17 protein-coding genes are annotated in these 15,916 nt (G+C 40.6%); 10 read left to right on the top strand and 7 right to left on the bottom strand.

Going from position 1 to position 15,916, the window contains the following annotated elements; genetic code table 11:
- Positions 1-132: 132 nt before the first annotated feature.
- The 3 genes from VB711_RS12320 to rpmA all read left to right on the top strand — a co-directional run bounded on the left by VB711_RS12320 (position 133) and on the right by rpmA (position 1,949).
- Positions 133-1,017, top strand: coding sequence for an ABC transporter permease (locus tag VB711_RS12320; protein ID WP_323286404.1), 885 nt, complete (start codon positions 133-135; stop codon positions 1,015-1,017).
- A 173-nt stretch (positions 1,018-1,190) separates the two neighbouring features.
- A complete protein-coding gene (gene rplU, locus VB711_RS12315; RefSeq protein WP_323286336.1) occupies positions 1,191-1,616 on the top strand; it encodes a 50S ribosomal protein L21 in 426 nt (141 codons plus the stop codon).
- 33 nt (positions 1,617-1,649) lie between these two features.
- On the top strand, positions 1,650-1,949 hold the full coding sequence (gene rpmA / locus VB711_RS12310) for a 50S ribosomal protein L27 (protein ID WP_323286335.1): 300 nt from the start codon (positions 1,650-1,652) through the stop codon (positions 1,947-1,949).
- A 413-nt stretch (positions 1,950-2,362) separates the two neighbouring features.
- On the opposite strand, the gene VB711_RS12305 is transcribed toward rpmA, so the two are convergent.
- Complete coding sequence (locus tag VB711_RS12305; protein WP_323286334.1) at positions 2,363-2,788, bottom strand: hypothetical protein; 426 nt, start codon at positions 2,786-2,788, stop codon at positions 2,363-2,365.
- Positions 2,789-2,996: 208 nt separating this feature from the next.
- Between VB711_RS12305 and cruG the strand changes: the two genes are divergently transcribed.
- Complete coding sequence (gene cruG, locus VB711_RS12300; protein WP_323286403.1) at positions 2,997-4,163, top strand: 2'-O-glycosyltransferase CruG; 1,167 nt, start codon at positions 2,997-2,999, stop codon at positions 4,161-4,163.
- Positions 4,164-4,359: 196 nt separating this feature from the next.
- Here the strand turns inward: cruG and VB711_RS12295 are convergent, their stop codons facing one another.
- The 3 genes from VB711_RS12295 to VB711_RS12285 all read right to left on the bottom strand — a co-directional run bounded on the left by VB711_RS12295 (position 4,360) and on the right by VB711_RS12285 (position 8,011).
- Positions 4,360-6,627 carry a transglycosylase domain-containing protein gene (locus VB711_RS12295; RefSeq protein ID WP_323286333.1) on the bottom strand — a complete coding sequence of 756 codons (2,268 nt, stop codon included), beginning with the start codon at positions 6,625-6,627 and terminating at the stop codon, positions 4,360-4,362.
- A 294-nt stretch (positions 6,628-6,921) separates the two neighbouring features.
- Positions 6,922-7,389: a signal peptidase II gene (gene lspA, locus VB711_RS12290; protein ID WP_323286332.1), complete on the bottom strand. Its 468-nt coding sequence runs from the start codon at positions 7,387-7,389 to the stop codon at positions 6,922-6,924.
- A gap of 34 nt (positions 7,390-7,423) precedes the next feature.
- A complete protein-coding gene (locus VB711_RS12285; protein WP_323286402.1) occupies positions 7,424-8,011 on the bottom strand; it encodes a biotin transporter BioY in 588 nt (195 codons plus the stop codon).
- Positions 8,012-8,358: 347 nt separating this feature from the next.
- On the opposite strand from VB711_RS12285, the gene pstS reads away from it, so the two are divergent.
- The 4 genes from pstS (at position 8,359) to pstB (ending at position 12,373) form a co-directional block, all read left to right on the top strand.
- Complete coding sequence (gene pstS / locus VB711_RS12280; protein ID WP_323286331.1) at positions 8,359-9,501, top strand: phosphate ABC transporter substrate-binding protein PstS; 1,143 nt, start codon at positions 8,359-8,361, stop codon at positions 9,499-9,501.
- Positions 9,502-9,684: 183 nt separating this feature from the next.
- On the top strand, positions 9,685-10,635 hold the full coding sequence (gene pstC / locus VB711_RS12275; protein WP_323286329.1) for a phosphate ABC transporter permease subunit PstC: 951 nt from the start codon (positions 9,685-9,687) through the stop codon (positions 10,633-10,635).
- 19 nt (positions 10,636-10,654) lie between these two features.
- Positions 10,655-11,536, top strand: coding sequence for a phosphate ABC transporter permease PstA (gene pstA / locus VB711_RS12270; RefSeq protein WP_323286328.1), 882 nt, complete (start codon positions 10,655-10,657; stop codon positions 11,534-11,536).
- A 30-nt stretch (positions 11,537-11,566) separates the two neighbouring features.
- Positions 11,567-12,373 carry a phosphate ABC transporter ATP-binding protein PstB gene (gene pstB, locus VB711_RS12265; RefSeq protein ID WP_323286327.1) on the top strand — a complete coding sequence of 269 codons (807 nt, stop codon included), beginning with the start codon at positions 11,567-11,569 and terminating at the stop codon, positions 12,371-12,373.
- A gap of 190 nt (positions 12,374-12,563) precedes the next feature.
- Here the strand turns inward: pstB and VB711_RS12260 are convergent, their stop codons facing one another.
- Complete coding sequence (locus VB711_RS12260; RefSeq protein WP_323286326.1) at positions 12,564-13,082, bottom strand: hypothetical protein; 519 nt, start codon at positions 13,080-13,082, stop codon at positions 12,564-12,566.
- A gap of 200 nt (positions 13,083-13,282) precedes the next feature.
- On the opposite strand from VB711_RS12260, the gene VB711_RS12255 reads away from it, so the two are divergent.
- Positions 13,283-14,206, top strand: a complete 924-nt coding sequence (locus VB711_RS12255) for a DUF4351 domain-containing protein (RefSeq protein ID WP_323286325.1) — start codon at positions 13,283-13,285, stop codon at positions 14,204-14,206.
- A gap of 66 nt (positions 14,207-14,272) precedes the next feature.
- Positions 14,273-14,518 (top strand): AbrB/MazE/SpoVT family DNA-binding domain-containing protein, encoded by a 246-nt coding sequence (locus tag VB711_RS12250; RefSeq protein WP_323286324.1) that lies wholly within the window; start codon positions 14,273-14,275, stop codon positions 14,516-14,518.
- Between the two features lie 175 nt (positions 14,519-14,693).
- Here the strand turns inward: VB711_RS12250 and VB711_RS12245 are convergent, their stop codons facing one another.
- Positions 14,694-14,981 (bottom strand): hypothetical protein, encoded by a 288-nt coding sequence (locus tag VB711_RS12245; RefSeq protein WP_323286323.1) that lies wholly within the window; start codon positions 14,979-14,981, stop codon positions 14,694-14,696.
- A gap of 54 nt (positions 14,982-15,035) precedes the next feature.
- Complete coding sequence (locus VB711_RS12240) at positions 15,036-15,869, bottom strand: Rpn family recombination-promoting nuclease/putative transposase (RefSeq protein WP_323286322.1); 834 nt, start codon at positions 15,867-15,869, stop codon at positions 15,036-15,038.
- Between the last annotated feature and the right edge of the window lie 47 nt (positions 15,870-15,916).

Here is a 15,916-nt window from a genome sequence, read left to right as displayed (position 1 = left end):
AATCACGGATTTAATGGATTACACAGATGACACAGATTTAAAGATTATCTAATCACGATCACGGATTTGACGGATTACACGGATGACACGGATTTGAAGATCATCCAATTACCAATTACCAATCACCAATCAATGCAAAATTCCCAACTTAAATCAGAAAAATCACAACAGTCATGGTTAGAGTGGATACAACCTTTAACTTTGCTTACACCATCTGGAATTTGGTTATTACTATTGTTAGTATTACCAACATTAATCATTTTTCAACTGAGTTTAGTTCCTAATATTCGACCAGGTGATTTAGTCAATCCCAGTGGAGTAGATAACTACATTCGCATATTTGAACCTATTTATTTACAAGTTATCTTTAATTCGCTTTTTTTAGCCATTACCACGACCATTATTTGTTTGATTTTGGGTTTCCCTGTTGCTTATTGGATTGCTCAAATTGCCCCAAAACCTTGGCGAAATATCCTGCTTTTGAGCTTTGTTTTGCCCCTATGGACTTCTTCCTTACTCCGTTCCTATGCCTGGATTACCATCCTCCGTCCCACAGGATTGTTTAACAGTGTCCTCAATACCTTGGGTTTGCCCTCTTTGGAACTACTTAATCGTACTCCAGCAGTATTAATTGGGATGAGTTATAGCTTATTACCATACATGGTTTTAGTCTTGTATGCCTCCATCGAAAAACTAGATAGACAGTTACTAGAAGCCTCTGCCGACTTGGGGGCAAATCCCATGCAAACTTTTTGGAAAGTCACCGTACCGCAAGTTTTACCAGGGATTACGGCTGGTTCTATGCTGGTTTTTATCACAGGTTTAGGAGATTTTATCAACCCAGAATTACTTGGTGGTGCATCTAGTATGACCGCAGCCAGATTGGTGTATAATCAATTTCTTGGTGCTACTCAAAATTGGGGATTTGGTTCAGCCTTGAGTATGACCTTGATTTTGGTTGTGAGTATAGCGATCGCGATCGTGATTAAATTTGGAGAAGTCATACCCAAACGCTAAGTTAAAATAAACTTGACTTAATCACAGTCAATAAAATATAATATTAGATTGTCTGTCTCATTCCTGCTCGGATCAGGTAGACATAACACAAAAGCTGGAAAAAACATCAATTAATCAAGTCTCTACAGGAGATAAAAGCCAGCTACCTGTACGGCAACCTCAAGGACAATTCCATGACTTACGCAATTATTGAAACTGGTGGCAAACAAATAAAAGTGGAAGCAGGTCGATTTTACGACATTGAACTGCTAAATATTGAACCAGATGAAAAAGTTACAATAGACGCAGTATTGCTGGTGCAGCACGGTGATGAACTCTCTATTGGTCAGCCATTAGTAGCAGGTGCGATCGTTGAAGGGACAGTGATGCGACACTTTAGAGGTCGTAAAGTCCTGGTGTATAAAATGAAGCCCAAAAAGAAAACCCGCAAAAAACGGGGACATCGCCAAGAAATCACCAGACTTTTGATTAACTCAATCAACTTGAACGGTGAAGTGTTGGCTTACGAAGAAGCACCAATTATGCTCGAAGGACCAAATCTGGACGATGAAACTTTCACTGTTGAAGATAACCTGGTTGAAGAAGCTGCTGCGGAATAATTAACAAAAGTAGTAAATACACAAAAGGAAATTATGGCTCATAAGAAGGGAACAGGTAGTACGCGCAACGGTCGCGATTCTAACGCTCAACGTTTGGGTGTAAAAAAATTTGGTGGTCAAGTTGTCCGTGCCGGTAACATTCTTATCCGTCAGCGTGGCACAAAATTCCACCCTGGTAACAACGTGGGTATTGGCAACGATGACACACTTTTCGCTTTGATTGATGGAATAGTTACCTTTGAAAGAAAGGGTAAAACCCGGAAAAAAGTTAGTGTGTATTCACCAGCGCTAGTTAATGAAGTAGCTGAAGTAGCGGAAGTAGCTGCAAGTTAAATCAATCCGAGTCTTTGACTGGAAATATTGATTGATTTGCCAAGTAGTTAACGTAAGTTGCTTTATTTAGACGAACTCAGGTGCGTCAGAATCTGAAAATTAGTGATTTTAGCCTAAATTATTCTGTCTGACGCACCCTACAGCTAAAAACCTTTTCCCCCTGCCCTTTTCCTTATCCTAAGAAGATGTTTTAAAAGTTTTGGGCGAATATAATAGAGCCTCCGGCTCCCGTAAGGGATACACTACTACACAAGCTAAGTCCACCTGCGTGGACTAAGGAAAAATTAAGGGTTTGAAACCCACGGAGGTGGGTTTTGTCTGTGTAGCCGCGACTTCTAGTCGCCAGGGCGAGTATGAATTTAGACTTTTCAAACACCCTCTAAAGACAATTTTTAATTCCAACCTACTTATAATTAAATTAGGTGATGGATTACCGCCCCGACCCCTAAACCTGCTAGTGAGAAGATAGAAGCAAACCAAAAAGCTAAAGATTCTGTTAAATCGGCTTTTTGAAAGTCTATTTTGACTAAAATACTGGCTGAAAGTATAAGTAAGGCATCAAGAAATACTCGAAACCAGGCAATCATGACAAAAAACAAGAAAGCGGCTAAAATTGTCACGCCAAAAGACCTAGTATTAGATTTAAGAAAGCTACTATAATAACGTGCTAGTTTCGACCAAGGAGTAGTTAAGATCAGGAGTACAAGCAAGATCACAACTACAACTACTAGCCAGACAAACCACTGAGGCTTGGTTTCTGATATTACCCAGCCCAGGGTAGTGTAACTCAGCATTACTAGCATCAAAGAAAACCAAGGAATTTTTCTAAAAATCAGCATAGGTTTTGGTGTTCCTAGTACGCAGCCTCGCAATAGTGAAACTGAGTTAATCTTGCGTAAGTCCTAAAGGTGGGTCAGAATTTTAAAATTAGTGATTTTAGCCAAAATTATTTTGTCTGACTCACCCTACAGATTACAAAATATCCGAAAAATTAATAACTAGCAACTTGAGTTAATATTTAAATATTTAAAATTTCAATTACTAAAGATTTTGATAGAAAGTACAATTTCTCTTTTATTACTACTAATCCAAGTACCAGCCACAGCAATTCTACTCTCCCGACTGGTGAAAGGACCCACACGCCATGCACCTATCCAACCCCAACAGCCAACACCAGAACTTTTAGGAACTGTGAGTGTTGTTGTTCCTACACTAAATGAGGCGCTACGGATTAGTCCTCTATTAACTGGGTTAAGTCGCCAAAGTTATGAAGTTCGGGAAGTTATTGTTGTCGATAGTAGATCCCAAGATGGTACACCGGATTTAGTTAAGGCTGCACAACAAAAAGACCCCCGTTTTCGTGTGTTGACAGATGACCCTTTACCCTCCGGTTGGGTGGGTCGTCCGTGGGCGTTACACAATGGCTTTTTATCCACTTCTGAGGGGAGTGAGTGGTTTTTGGGGATGGATGCGGATATTCAGCCTCACCCCGGCTTAGTGGCGAGTTTGGTGCAGACAGCCCTAGAAGAAGGTTATGATCTGGTTTCTCTATCGCCCCAGTTCATACTCAAGTATCCGGGGGAATGTTGGCTACAACCGGCTTTGTTGATGACTCTGCTTTATAGATTTGACTCTGCGGGTATTGATACGACCCAACCAGAAAGGGTGATGGCCAATGGACAGTGTTTTTTGTGTCGGCGTTCTGTTTTAGCGGTTGTGAATGGTTATAGCAGTGCTAAGGGTTCTTTTTGTGATGATGTGACATTAGCCAGATATATTGCGGCGCAAGGCTTTAAGGTGGGCTTTTTGGATGGATCAAAGGTGTTGCAGGTGCGGATGTATGAAGGGGCGTTGGAAACTTGGAAGGAGTGGGGACGCAGCCTTGATTTAAAGGACGCATCTCCCCGCGCTCAAATTTGGGGGGATTTGTGGTTGTTGTCAGCAGTACAAGGTTTACCTCTGTTGATTGTTTTAGCTTACTTGCCAATGTTGCCATTTTCCTCTTTACCGATTTCTTTAGTGTGGGGATTGAATATATTTTTGGTGGTAATTCGCTTTGCTTTGTTACTAGCGATCGCACCGTCCTATAATCGTCAAGATGCCCAAGGTGGTTGGTTATTCTGGCTTTCTCCCTTGGCTGATCCTTTAGCGGTGTTACGCATTTACTTATCAGCATTCCGCAAACCAAAAGAGTGGAGGGGAAGGAAGTATTAACCCGGATTTCTCACAAAGAATTTTCTGTATCTCCTGTTACTTTTTGAATTTGGAATTGCTGACACTGTGTGTACCTCGTTGCACTTATTTTCCTCTGTTGCCCCTATTTATTGAGCCGATACGAAAATACGTTAATTTTGCGTAAGTCCTAATTTTATTAAATCAGCGCAATACTCAAAAACCTGTCACCTCCAGCTTATTTGGCAATTTTCCCCATATAATTCCCCCATAACTGTGCTGCTTGGCCGCTACTGCCTGATGTAGGAGAATTATTATCATTTCCTAGCCAAATGCCAGTGACAAGTTTTCGACGGGGAATAAAACCAATAAACCAAAGATCAACGTTTTTATCGGTTGTCCCAGTTTTTCCCCCTTCTCCCAGTCCCAAACTAGCACTACGACCAGTGCCTCTGGTGATTACCGCACGCATCAAATCAATCATTTCATCAGCAATATTGGTTTTTAAAACCCGTTTTTTAGCATCTTTTTTATCTTCATCAAAAGAATAGATCACACGACAGGTTTGTATATCTTCACGATCTTTGCAGTCACTACTATCTAAAATACGACTGATGGCATGGGGCGGATTCCATTCACCACGATTAGCGATCGCTCCAAAGGCACCAGTCATTTCTAATACATTAACCACACTTTGACCCAAAACCAATCCAGGCACAGGATCAAGGGAAGATTTGACACCTAACCTTTCTGCCATCCTCACCACTTTATCTAACCCAACTTCCCGTGCTAGTCTCAAAGCAATGGGATTTTCTGACAAAGCGAACCCCGTAGCCACATCTAAACTCCCACCACCACCAACTCGACAGGGTTTGTATGTAAAACCTTGCCAAGGCAAAGCAGCGCAAGAATAACTCCTATAACGGGAAATTCCCTGTTCTAAAGCAGCAGCATAGGCAAATATCTTAAAAGTTGAACCTGGTTGACGTTGAGCTTGGAAAGCTCGATTAAACTGACTTGTTTTGTAATCAGTCCCCCCGACCATCGCTAAAATACTGCCATTACTAGAATCTAACGTTACCATTGCCCCTTGGGAAAACCGAAAATTTGAACCAGCATTACTAACAGTATTCCGCAGTGCTGCTTCTGCCTTTGCCTGCATTACTGGATCTAATTTGGTTTCAATGATATAATTTCCTTCTCTAGCTGCCCCTTGTCCTAAAATCGCTGCCAATTCTTGAAAAACGTAATCGTAAAAATAAGGAGCGATGGTTTTAGCTTGTCGTTCGCAAACCTTGGGGTTAACTTGAACAGTAGAACGTCTAGCGCGGTTGGCTTCTTCTTCGCTAATTTTTCCCATTTCCAACAGCCGTTTAACCACCCGATTTCGGTAATCAGCCGCATCTAATTTATTAGCACCATTACCACAAAAATTAAACGCATTGGGAGCCGGTAAAATACCTACTAAAGTTGCTGCTTCCGCCAGAGTCAATTCTTTAGCTGACTTATCAAAATAATATCGAGCGGCATCTTCAAAACCGGAAGTATCTGCCCCCAAAAATACCCGATTTAAGTAAGTTAATAAAATGTAATCTTTGCTGTAAAGTGTTTCCAACTTCAGGGCTACAACTGCTTCTCGTAACTTACGCCCTAGAGAATCTTGTCTCCCTACATAATCACGGAATAAACTACGGGCGACTTGTTGGGTGACAGTGCTTGCCCCTTGTTGGACATCACCTTTACGGGTGTTGATTAACAAAGCTCGCAAAATGCCCAAAGGGTCAACACCAAAATGCCAGTAATAGCGACTATCTTCTGAAGCGATGACGGCAGAGGCTAAATAGGGTCCAAAATCCTCCAACTTTTTCATGTCTACATGAGCAGTATTGCGGGGTTCACGTAGGGGAGTTGAGCCATCACGGGCATACACGACTACAGGTGCGCTGGTAGCTGTAGGTAGGGGTCGAACCTTAAATTTTGTTGATTCTAAGCCAATAGCCAGGACTAACAGGGCTGTAACACCCGTAATACCATAAGCTGCCCAATGAGCCGCTTTAACATATAATGGTGGGGGATCTATGTATTGTAGTCTGACACTATTGACTAAGGCTGGTGGACCCAAGGTAATAACATCACCGTGACGCAGTTCTAGGGGTTGAGTAATCCGACGTTTACCAAGATAAATACCATTGGTGGAGGTTTCGTCTTTGATTGTGAATACAGGACTGCGTTCGTTGGAATCCCGTGACAGTGAAAGGTGAATACTGCTGACAATATCGTTGCGAACGACTATATCACAAGATTTGGAACTTCGTCCTAAAATATAGCGATCGCCCAATAATGGATATATTTCTGCTTGATCAGCCCCCGCATCCTGCACCCACAATTCCGGTACTTTAGCATTAGGCTTTAATGTCAGTTTAGAAAAATCTACTCTAGCTTGAATAGTATTTACTGCTTGTGTTAGTTGACCAAGTATGGTTTGCGGCTTTTGTGGGTAACTCATATAGCAGGGAACAGGGAACAGGGAACAGGGAACAGGGAACCGATTTATAGAAGTTAAAAGCCTATATTATAGACTTTCGATCTATTTTGAATGGTAGCTTTATTTTTCTACCAATGTAGTCGTTAGGGAAAACTTACCAATCACGATCACGGATTTAATGGATTACACAGATGACACGGATTTCAAGTTTAACCAATTACCAATTACCAATTACCAATTACCAATTACCAATCACCAATTCCCAATTCCCAATTCCCAATTCCCAATCACCAATCCCCAATCACCAATCCCCAATCACCGCGTTCTACCTGGTGTATGTTGCCAAGAGGCGATTAATAAACAAACAATACCCACACTAATACAAGTATCTGCTAGATTAAATACAGCAAAGTTAATTAGACGAAAATCCAAAAAATCAACGACGTAACCTAAAATAAATCTATCAATACCATTGCCCATCGCTCCACCTAAAATCAACCCATAACCCAATTGATCCCAAAAACCTAAACTAGGACCCCACCAAGCGATCGCCATTAATGCTAAACTTACTCCTAAAGATAACCAGCGTAACCACTCTACTTTCCCACTGAACAAACTAAAAGCTGCACCAGTATTAGTCACATAAGTCAGATGAAATATCTCTGGTAACAAAGGTATGGTCTGCCCCAGGGCAAAGGTTTTTACTACCCAGTATTTTGTTAGTTGATCGATCAAAAAGGCTACAACCGCAGCAATCCAAAAGAGACGATTTTTTAAACGCATGAATTGGTGATTTCGTAAATTGGTTGACGATAAATTAATAAAACATGATGTGTCTTAGTATATAGGCTAATAAAGTCACAGCACAGACTACAGCTAACTGTCCAGGTAGGGCAAAGCAGGAATATTTAAGGATTGCTTGAACTAAAGACAAATTTTCAGCACCTTTCCAGGGGAAAAAATAGCTGATAATTAAATAAGTAATACCGCAGATGTGGACAGTAATCAAACCACAAAAACAACTAAAAGCCAGAGTTTCTAAGCGTGGTCTGGCTTTAAAGGCCAAATAACCACAAATCCAAGCCCCAGGAATGAAGCCTAACAAATAGCCAAACTGAGATAACCTAACATAACCAATACCACCACCCTCAGCAAATACGGGCAACAAAGTTAAGCCCATGACTAAATAGGCAATTTGTGATAAAGCACCAGCATTTTTTCCTCCTAAACAGCCTACAAATAGTACGGCACCGATTTGATAGCTGACACCTAAAGAAAAGGTCTTAATTCCATCATGGCTCCAATACCAGGGTAATGTGATGCCATAAGCCTCTAGGAACGTACCACCCATTGTCAGGAGTAAGCCTATCATGGACCAAAGCAATTGATTGGAAGCAGCAAACAACATTGATCATGTAATAGGGAACAGACAAAAGCAAAAAACTAACAGCAACCAGTATAGGCCAATGGTTAAAGATTGAACTTTTGGCAGAAAAAAGGAAACAAATACTTTTAATTAAATATGACTCACGCAAAGCAACCTCAAACCCTGATCTTTCTTGCCCTGTGGTATATCCTGATTAAAAATCTCGCCGTATCATCATTTTCTGTATACAATTTAACATCAATCTTGTAATTTTACCTGAATTGGTAATTTATTAACCTTTTGTTAACCCATTGTTTACCTTAGACTCAATCATTTAGGGGTATGTTAGAGACGCTAATCTGGAAACTTTAAAAACCTTGACAGCAATGCTATTACCTTCAATCCCAGTCAAAAATAACCGCCTTGCAGCCTTAGTTTCAGTAGCATTACTGGCAACTAGCCTAACTGCTTGTGGTGAGCCAAGCACAAATAATACAACCACAACAGAAACGCCAGCCGCTACTCCAGCCTCTCTGGATCTTGGTGGAAACGTGGCCTTGACTGGTGCTGGTGCATCTTTCCCCGCCCCCCTATACTCAAGTTGGTTTGTTGATTTAAACAAAAAATATCCTAACCTGCAAGTTAACTATCAGTCCGTAGGTAGCGGTGCTGGAGTTGAGCAGTTTACTAAAGGAACTGTAGATTTTGGTGCCAGTGATGTGGCAATGAAAGATGAGGAAATTGCAAAAATACCAGCAGACAAGGGTGTACTTTTGTTGCCAGTGAGTGCTGGTAGTATTGTATTGGCTTATAACCTACCCGATGTAGCTGAAATGAAGCTACCACGGGCAGTCTATACAGATATTTTGTTGGGAAAAATTAAAACTTGGAACGATCCCAAAATTGTCGCTGCTAACCCAGGTGTTAATCTACCCAGTACCCCGATTACAGTTGTCTATCGTTCTGATGGTAGCGGAACTACAGGGGTGTTTACTCAACACATGAGTGCTATTAGCCCAGAATGGAAAACTAAGGTTGGTGACGGCAAAAGCGTAAACTGGCCTGTAGGTGTTGGTGCTAAGGGAAATGAGGGTGTAACTGCCCAAATTCAACAAACAGTAGGTTCAATTGGCTATATTGAGTACGGATATGCCAAACAAAATAATATCAAATTTGCGTCCTTGGAAAATAAAGCAGGCAAATTTATTACCGATAACGAACTATCAGCTTCTAAAAGTTTAGAAGCCGTAACTTTACCAGAAAACCTCCGAGCTTTTATTGCAGATCCAGAGGGAGAAGATTCTTACCCAATTGTTAGCTATACCTGGATTTTGGCTTATAAGAACTATCCAGATGCCAATAAAGCTAAGGCTATGGAAGCAATGATTGAGTATGCCTTAACTGAAGGACAAAAGATTGCGCCAGAATTGGGGTATGTTCCCTTACCTGCGAATGTGGTGGCTAAGGTTGCGGCTGCGGCAGATCAAATTAGTCCAGACTACAAAATTAACGTTGGTGCTGGTAATTAAACATTGAATTGAAAGTCAAAGGACGTTTTTTGATTGGACTCAGAAATAGTAGAGGTTGGGGTAGATGAACCAACCATTTTCAATCTCTGAAAAGATTAGTTAATAATAATTTTGACTTTTGACTTTCGCTTTGCGGCTGGTTTCCTCCCACACTTTTCGATTTAGTCCTTTAAGTTAGTAGTCATGACTACAAGTTCTCAACATTTGCCCTCGGCAATGAAAACTCGCACTGACCTAGACAGGTCACTAGATCAAGGCTTTATCTTAGTCACCAAGATTTTTGCTTTAGCGATCGCTGCGACTCTATTATGGATTACCCTACAGGTAGCGATCGGTGCTTGGCCAGCCATCCAAGCCTTTGGCTTAAAGTTTTTAGTCCAAACTACCTGGAATCCAGTTAAAGACGATTATGGTGTACTACCCCAGGTTTACGGAACTCTATTTAGCTCCCTCCTTGGTCTACTATTATCCATCCCCATTGGTGTTGGTACTGCGGTTTTATTAAGTGAAAATTTTCTGCCCTCAAAACTCCGGTTGGTACTGGTGTTTTTAGTAGAACTTCTGGCAGCTATACCTAGTGTGGTCTATGGTGTATGGGGTATTTTCGTCTTAGTACCAATAACCACCAATTTAGGTAAATGGCTTCATAGTAATGCAGGTTTTATCCCCTTCTTTAGCACCCCTCCCACGGGTCCGGGAATGTTACCTGCGGGTATTATCTTGGCAATTATGACTTTGCCGATCATCACCGCCATATCCCGTGATGCTTTGATTTCTGTACCCCCTAGCCTGCGTCAAGCATCTATAGGTTTAGGCGCGACTCGCTGGGAAACAATTTTGCAAGTGATCATTCCAGCAGCCTTTTCTGGAATTGTCAGCGCGGTGATGTTGGCATTAGGTCGGGCTATGGGAGAAACCATGGCTGTAACGATGTTAATTGGTAACTCGAATAATATCAGTCTTTCACTTTTAGCACCTGGTAATACCATTTCTTCCCTACTAGCCAGTCAATTCTCCGAAGCTGGGGGTTTGCAAATTGGGGCTTTAATGTATGCGGCCTTGGTGCTATTTTTCCTAACTCTGGGAGTTAACATCCTGGCAGAGTATATCGTCCTGCGAGTCAAGCGCATTTAGTGTAGTTGTGGTTTGAATTATGACTTCTAGTTTTCCCGAACGCAGCCTCACTCGCTCTCCCAAGTCTAAGCGCACCCTGTTTAATACGGTGATGACAGTGTTGGCTTTTACCTGTGGAGTATTGGCACTTTTGCCTTTATTGGCTGTACTCTCTTATGTTATAATCGAAGGATTTAGCAGTCTCAACCCCAGTATATTTACAGAATTACCTCCTGCACCTCTGAGAAAGGGGGGCGGTTTTGGTAATGCTATTTTGGGAACTCTGCTCATGGTCAGTATTGCAGCTTTAATGAGTATTCCCTTTGGGGTTTTGGCGGCAATTTATTTAACAGAATTTAGTTCTGGACCACTAGCTAGGTGGATAAGGTTTGCAACAAATATCCTCAGTGGTGTACCTTCGATTATTGCCGGGGTATTTGCCTATGGGATTGTGGTTTTAACCTTTGTTAAACTGGGTATAGGTTCTTATTCAGCCATTGGTGGGGGATTCGCCTTGGCGATTTTGATGTTACCAATTATTGTGAGAACCACGGATGAGGCCTTGCAGTTGGTTTCCCAGGATTTACGACAAGCATCTGTAGGGTTAGGGGCGACGAATTTCCAAACGGTGACACAGGTGGTATTACCAGCAGCTTTACCTGCCATTGTAACAGGATCTACTCTAGCGATCGCTCGCGCTTCTGGAGAAACTGCACCTCTGCTATTTACGGCTTTATTCTCTCAATTCTGGCCTAAAAGTTTACTTGAACCTACAGCATCCTTAGCTGTATTGGTCTATAACTTCGCCGTTACTCCCTTTAAAAATTTACAGTCCCTCGCTTGGGCTGCTTCTCTAATTCTAGTATTAATGGTGCTGATTACCAGTATCATCGCTCGTTGGGCAACTAGAGAAAAAGCCTAATTATCTTTTAAACTTCACCCCCAAGCATCTATGGCTACTAACGTTAACACAGAAAATGATACTGAAGCGATTTTACGCACAGAAGACCTAAACATTTATTATGGCAGTTTTTTAGCTGTGCAAAATGTTTGGTTGAATATCCCCAAAAATCAAGCAACAGCCTTTATTGGTCCTTCTGGTTGTGGTAAAAGTACCTTGCTGAGATGTTACAATCGTCTCAATGATTTGATTGAATCGTTTAGAGCCGAAGGTAAAGTCTATTTTGGTGATAAAAATTTGTATGCACCAGATATCGACCCCGTAGAGGTACGTCGTCGGATTGGTATGGTGTTTCAAAGACCAAATCCCTTTCCGAAATCAATTTTTGATAACATTACCTTTGGGGCTAAAATCAACGGCTACCAAGGGGATATGAATGAATTGGTAGAACGGAGTTTACGACAAGCAGCTTTGTGGGATGAGGTCAAAGATAAACTTAAACAAAGTGGTTTGTCTTTGTCTGGTGGACAACAACAACGTTTATGTATTGCTAGAGCGATCGCTGTCCAACCAGAAGTTATACTCATGGATGAGCCATGTTCCGCGCTTGACCCCATTTCTACTTTACGGGTAGAAGAACTAATTCACGAGTTAAAAGAAAAATACACCATCGTTATCGTTACCCACAATATGCAGCAAGCATCACGGGTATCTGATAAAACGGCCTTTTTTAACGTCAAAACTTCTGAAAAGGGTAATCGGACAGGCTTTTTAGTCGAGTTTGATGAAACAGGAGTAATTTTCAATGATCCAAAACAAGAAGACACCAAAGCCTACATTAGCGGTAGATTTGGCTAAAAGTTTCTTCTAAGTTGGCTATTAAATATAAAAATTCACTCAGGTTTACCCATTTGGTAGATTGTTCGAGTGATATTTTTTTGGCTTTTGTTTTATAGCAGGGAATAAAATAATATTAAGTTTAAAATAGCGATCGCACTATATCATAGATTCAAAAGCGCGATCGCCTCTTTCTAGGATACAGTAAAAATTAGTGATTTAGACTGTATTTTTTACGCAATTTGGAAACACCAAACCAAATCCCTAGAGTTGCTAGTCCAAGAGTTGGGTTAAACTCAAAGGGAACAGGTGTCGCAGGGGTGAATGTCGTTGTTGCATTTGAGAAATCAGCATAATCAAAGGAATAGGACGGAAAATCTACCAAAATGCTTCCGAAACCACTATTACCAGGTGTTCCTAAATTCAAAACATTGTTTCCCTGTATGAATTCCGCATCAGCAAAAGTAATATTACCCCCGTTAACGACGAAAGCGTTAGCACTATTAGCAGTACCATTAAAACTATAAGCACCGAGTCCACCACCAGGGCTAGATAAAACCGTTGCTGTGATCCCTGTTCCTGAGTTATCTCCCTCAACTAAACCATCTAGCGTTCCCGTAACGAATCCTCCTGTTGGTGCATCACCATTTACATTCTGAAAGGAGAAAGTAAAACTCAAAGCATTCGCAGGGGTAACATTAAGCAATACTGAGGCAACAAACCCAGTCACAGCAAGGGCTTTAGCGATTAGGGGGGGTGGAAATATTGATTTTCAGCATGATAAAAGTTAAAAAATTAAAGGCGACATCCTTAATATCCACATTATTGTAAAATTTGTCAATACAGCGTAAATTACGGTTTAAACAGATTAATTGGATGAATCTGCGACTTCTTAAATAAGTTGGGTATCTGGGAGCATAATTTTCAAAAATGACACGTTTTATACACGACCAATTCGCCAAAGATTATCTAGAAGAACTACTCAAACCATTAGGAAAAGTGGAAGCAGCCAGTAGAGTAGCTGGAGAAGTACGAGAAATAGACGTATTATTTACACCATTCCCTAATCAAACCAATGTAGAAATACTAGGATTATTAGGAAAACTAGCCACCACACCAGCCATCTTTGAACCATTCCGTAACCCAGTTTCCACAGAAGAAATATGTGATTGTCTGTTAAAATCATTAGTAGTCAGGGGTGCATTACGACGAGCAGCCAAACGAGAACAAACCAAAATAAAAATACCCAAATTATGGATACTCACCCCCACAGCATCAAAAAACACCCTATCAGGATTTAGGGCTATCCAAACACCAGAATGGTTAAAAGGAATATATTTTTTAGCAGATTCCCTACACACAGCATTGATTGTCATCCACCAATTACCACCTACTCCAGAAACACTGTGGTTAAGACTTCTGGGACGGGAAACAGTACAAAAACGAGCCATTGATGAATTAGAAACCTTACCAATCAATCACCCATACCGAAAAGCCACGCTAGAATTACTCTATAACCTCCAACAAGGTTTAGCAATAAATAACAGTCAGGAAAGAGCAGATCAGGAGTTAATTATGCGGTTAGCACCACTTTACCAACAAGATAGAGAACGAACCAGACAAGAAGGAGAACAGCAGGGATTACAGCAGGGATTACAACAAGGATTACAACAAGGATTACAACAACAACAACATTTAATTATCCGTCAATTAAACCGCCGAATTGGTCAAATTGATTCATTATCAATCCAAAAAATCGAGGAGTTATCTGTTGGAAAACTTCAGGAGTTAGGAGAAGCGTTATTAGATTTTACTTCCGTTACAGATTTAGAAACTTGGCTTAATTTTCACTGAACCGATCGCACTATATCATAGATTCAAAAGCGCGAATCACCTCTCAAGTAAGGAGTTAAAGTAGTAATGGCTAGTGCAAGAATTACCACAACAGGGCAAGTAACTATACCCAAAGAAATTAGAGATTATCTAAATTTAGATACGGGAAGTAAAATTGATTTTGTCATTGATGAAAATGGCATAGTTAAACTTATTCCTCTCAATATACCTATTCAAAAATTATCTGCAATTTTGCACCGAAAAGGCATAAAAGCCACAACTTTAGAAGAAATAGAACAAATAATCGGTGAGGCTGCAAGTGATTGGACTTGATACAAATATTTTAGTGCGCTACCTAACGAAAGATGATGATCAGCAATGGTATCAAGCAATTGAAATTGTAGAAGGAGGAGAACAGTAAAATAGCGATCGCTCTTAATCAGTGTTGTCAGAAAAGATCAATATAAACATCTGTGATCTAATTAATTCACCGACTTGAGAGCATATCTTAACTTTGCCGATCCTGCTTTTCAATAGTTTGTCGTACTACTTCCACTTTTAATTCTAGTGCCTCGGCAATTTGTTCTAAACTCAAACCCATTTTCCATAAACGCGGGATTGCTTCTAGCTTTACTTCTTCCTTTACTTCTTCCTTTATTTCTTCCTTTATTTCTTCCTTTATTTCTTCCTTTACTTCTTCCTTAACCTCTTCTCTAACTTCTTGATAAAATCGAGTTTGTTGCCATTGAGTTAATCCAAGCATTGCTTCTAACTCCTCTCGACTAACTGTATTCACGCGATCAATATAAACATCTGTGATCTAATCAATTTACCGACTTGAGAACATATCTTAACTTTGCCCATCCTGCTTTTCAACAGTTTGTCGTACTACTTCCACTTTTAATTCTAGTGCCTCGGCAATTTGTTCTAAACTCAAACCCATTTTCCATAAACGCGGGATTGCTTCTAGCTTTACTTCTTCCTTTACTTCTAGCTTTACTTCTTCCTTTACTTCTAGTCTTACTTCTTCCTTAACTTCTTCTCTAACTTCTTGATAAAATCGAGTTTGTTGCCATTGAGTTAATCCAAACATTGCTTCTAACTCCTGCCGACTAGAGGATGAAAATTTATAAACGAGCATCCTTTCTACTAATTCTAAAAGATAACGACGGTTTGGTGCATCTGTTTGTTGTACCTGATCTATCAAACTTCTTGCTTTTTGTACTGCGTCATCTTCAGAAGCCACTACTAATTGTATAATTCCCAAACCTATCGAGGATGGTGCTTGAGTTAATTCATCTAAGTAAATTACATGAATTTGCCCAGCAGCCAGTAAAGTTTGGTACACAAGAGGTACACCAGAATCAATACTGCGTTTTGCCCAAAGTACCACAGCTTTCCAGGGTTGGATAGGTCTATATTGATTTAGGTAGACAAACACCTCTGTCATCAACCGCCAGTATAAATCATCATCCGACTGGAATTGTACTTCGACAAAATAAATCGGGTCTTGTGGGTACTCAACTTTGGGTAAAAATAAGCCATCTATGCGACGTGCTAGTTCTTTAATTTCTACAGAGGAAAATTCGTAGTGGGAAGCTAGTCTAGGAGACTGTTTCAGCAATTCAAAAAAAACGTCAGGGAGATTTTGTAGCAGAGTGTAGAAGATTGTATCTGTCTTCATTTGCAATCAGAAGCAGAGTGTGGAGGTTTGTATCAGTTTACATTACT

The organism is Cronbergia sp. UHCC 0137 (assembly GCF_034932285.1).
Taxonomy (GTDB): domain Bacteria; phylum Cyanobacteriota; class Cyanobacteriia; order Cyanobacteriales; family Nostocaceae; genus Cronbergia.
Note: the sequence above shows the minus strand (reverse complement) of the source record. Positions and strands in the feature narration are given on the sequence as shown.

Excerpts from the sequence above, each read along its gene's own strand:
- VB711_RS12320 (WP_323286404.1), top strand. The coding sequence starts at position 133 with ATGCAAAATTCCCAACTTAAATCAGAAAAATCACAACAGTCATGGTTA.
- rplU (WP_323286336.1), top strand. The coding sequence starts at position 1,191 with ATGACTTACGCAATTATTGAAACTGGTGGCAAACAAATAAAAGTGGAA.
- rpmA (WP_323286335.1), top strand. The coding sequence starts at position 1,650 with ATGGCTCATAAGAAGGGAACAGGTAGTACGCGCAACGGTCGCGATTCT.
- VB711_RS12305 (WP_323286334.1), bottom strand. The coding sequence starts at position 2,788 with ATGCTGATTTTTAGAAAAATTCCTTGGTTTTCTTTGATGCTAGTAATG.
- VB711_RS12295 (WP_323286333.1), bottom strand. The coding sequence starts at position 6,627 with ATGAGTTACCCACAAAAGCCGCAAACCATACTTGGTCAACTAACACAA.
- lspA (WP_323286332.1), bottom strand. The coding sequence starts at position 7,389 with ATGCGTTTAAAAAATCGTCTCTTTTGGATTGCTGCGGTTGTAGCCTTT.
- pstS (WP_323286331.1), top strand. The coding sequence starts at position 8,359 with ATGCTATTACCTTCAATCCCAGTCAAAAATAACCGCCTTGCAGCCTTA.
- pstC (WP_323286329.1), top strand. The coding sequence starts at position 9,685 with ATGACTACAAGTTCTCAACATTTGCCCTCGGCAATGAAAACTCGCACT.
- pstA (WP_323286328.1), top strand. The coding sequence starts at position 10,655 with ATGACTTCTAGTTTTCCCGAACGCAGCCTCACTCGCTCTCCCAAGTCT.
- pstB (WP_323286327.1), top strand. The coding sequence starts at position 11,567 with ATGGCTACTAACGTTAACACAGAAAATGATACTGAAGCGATTTTACGC.
- VB711_RS12255 (WP_323286325.1), top strand. The coding sequence starts at position 13,283 with ATGACACGTTTTATACACGACCAATTCGCCAAAGATTATCTAGAAGAA.
- VB711_RS12250 (WP_323286324.1), top strand. The coding sequence starts at position 14,273 with ATGGCTAGTGCAAGAATTACCACAACAGGGCAAGTAACTATACCCAAA.
- VB711_RS12240 (WP_323286322.1), bottom strand. The coding sequence starts at position 15,869 with ATGAAGACAGATACAATCTTCTACACTCTGCTACAAAATCTCCCTGAC.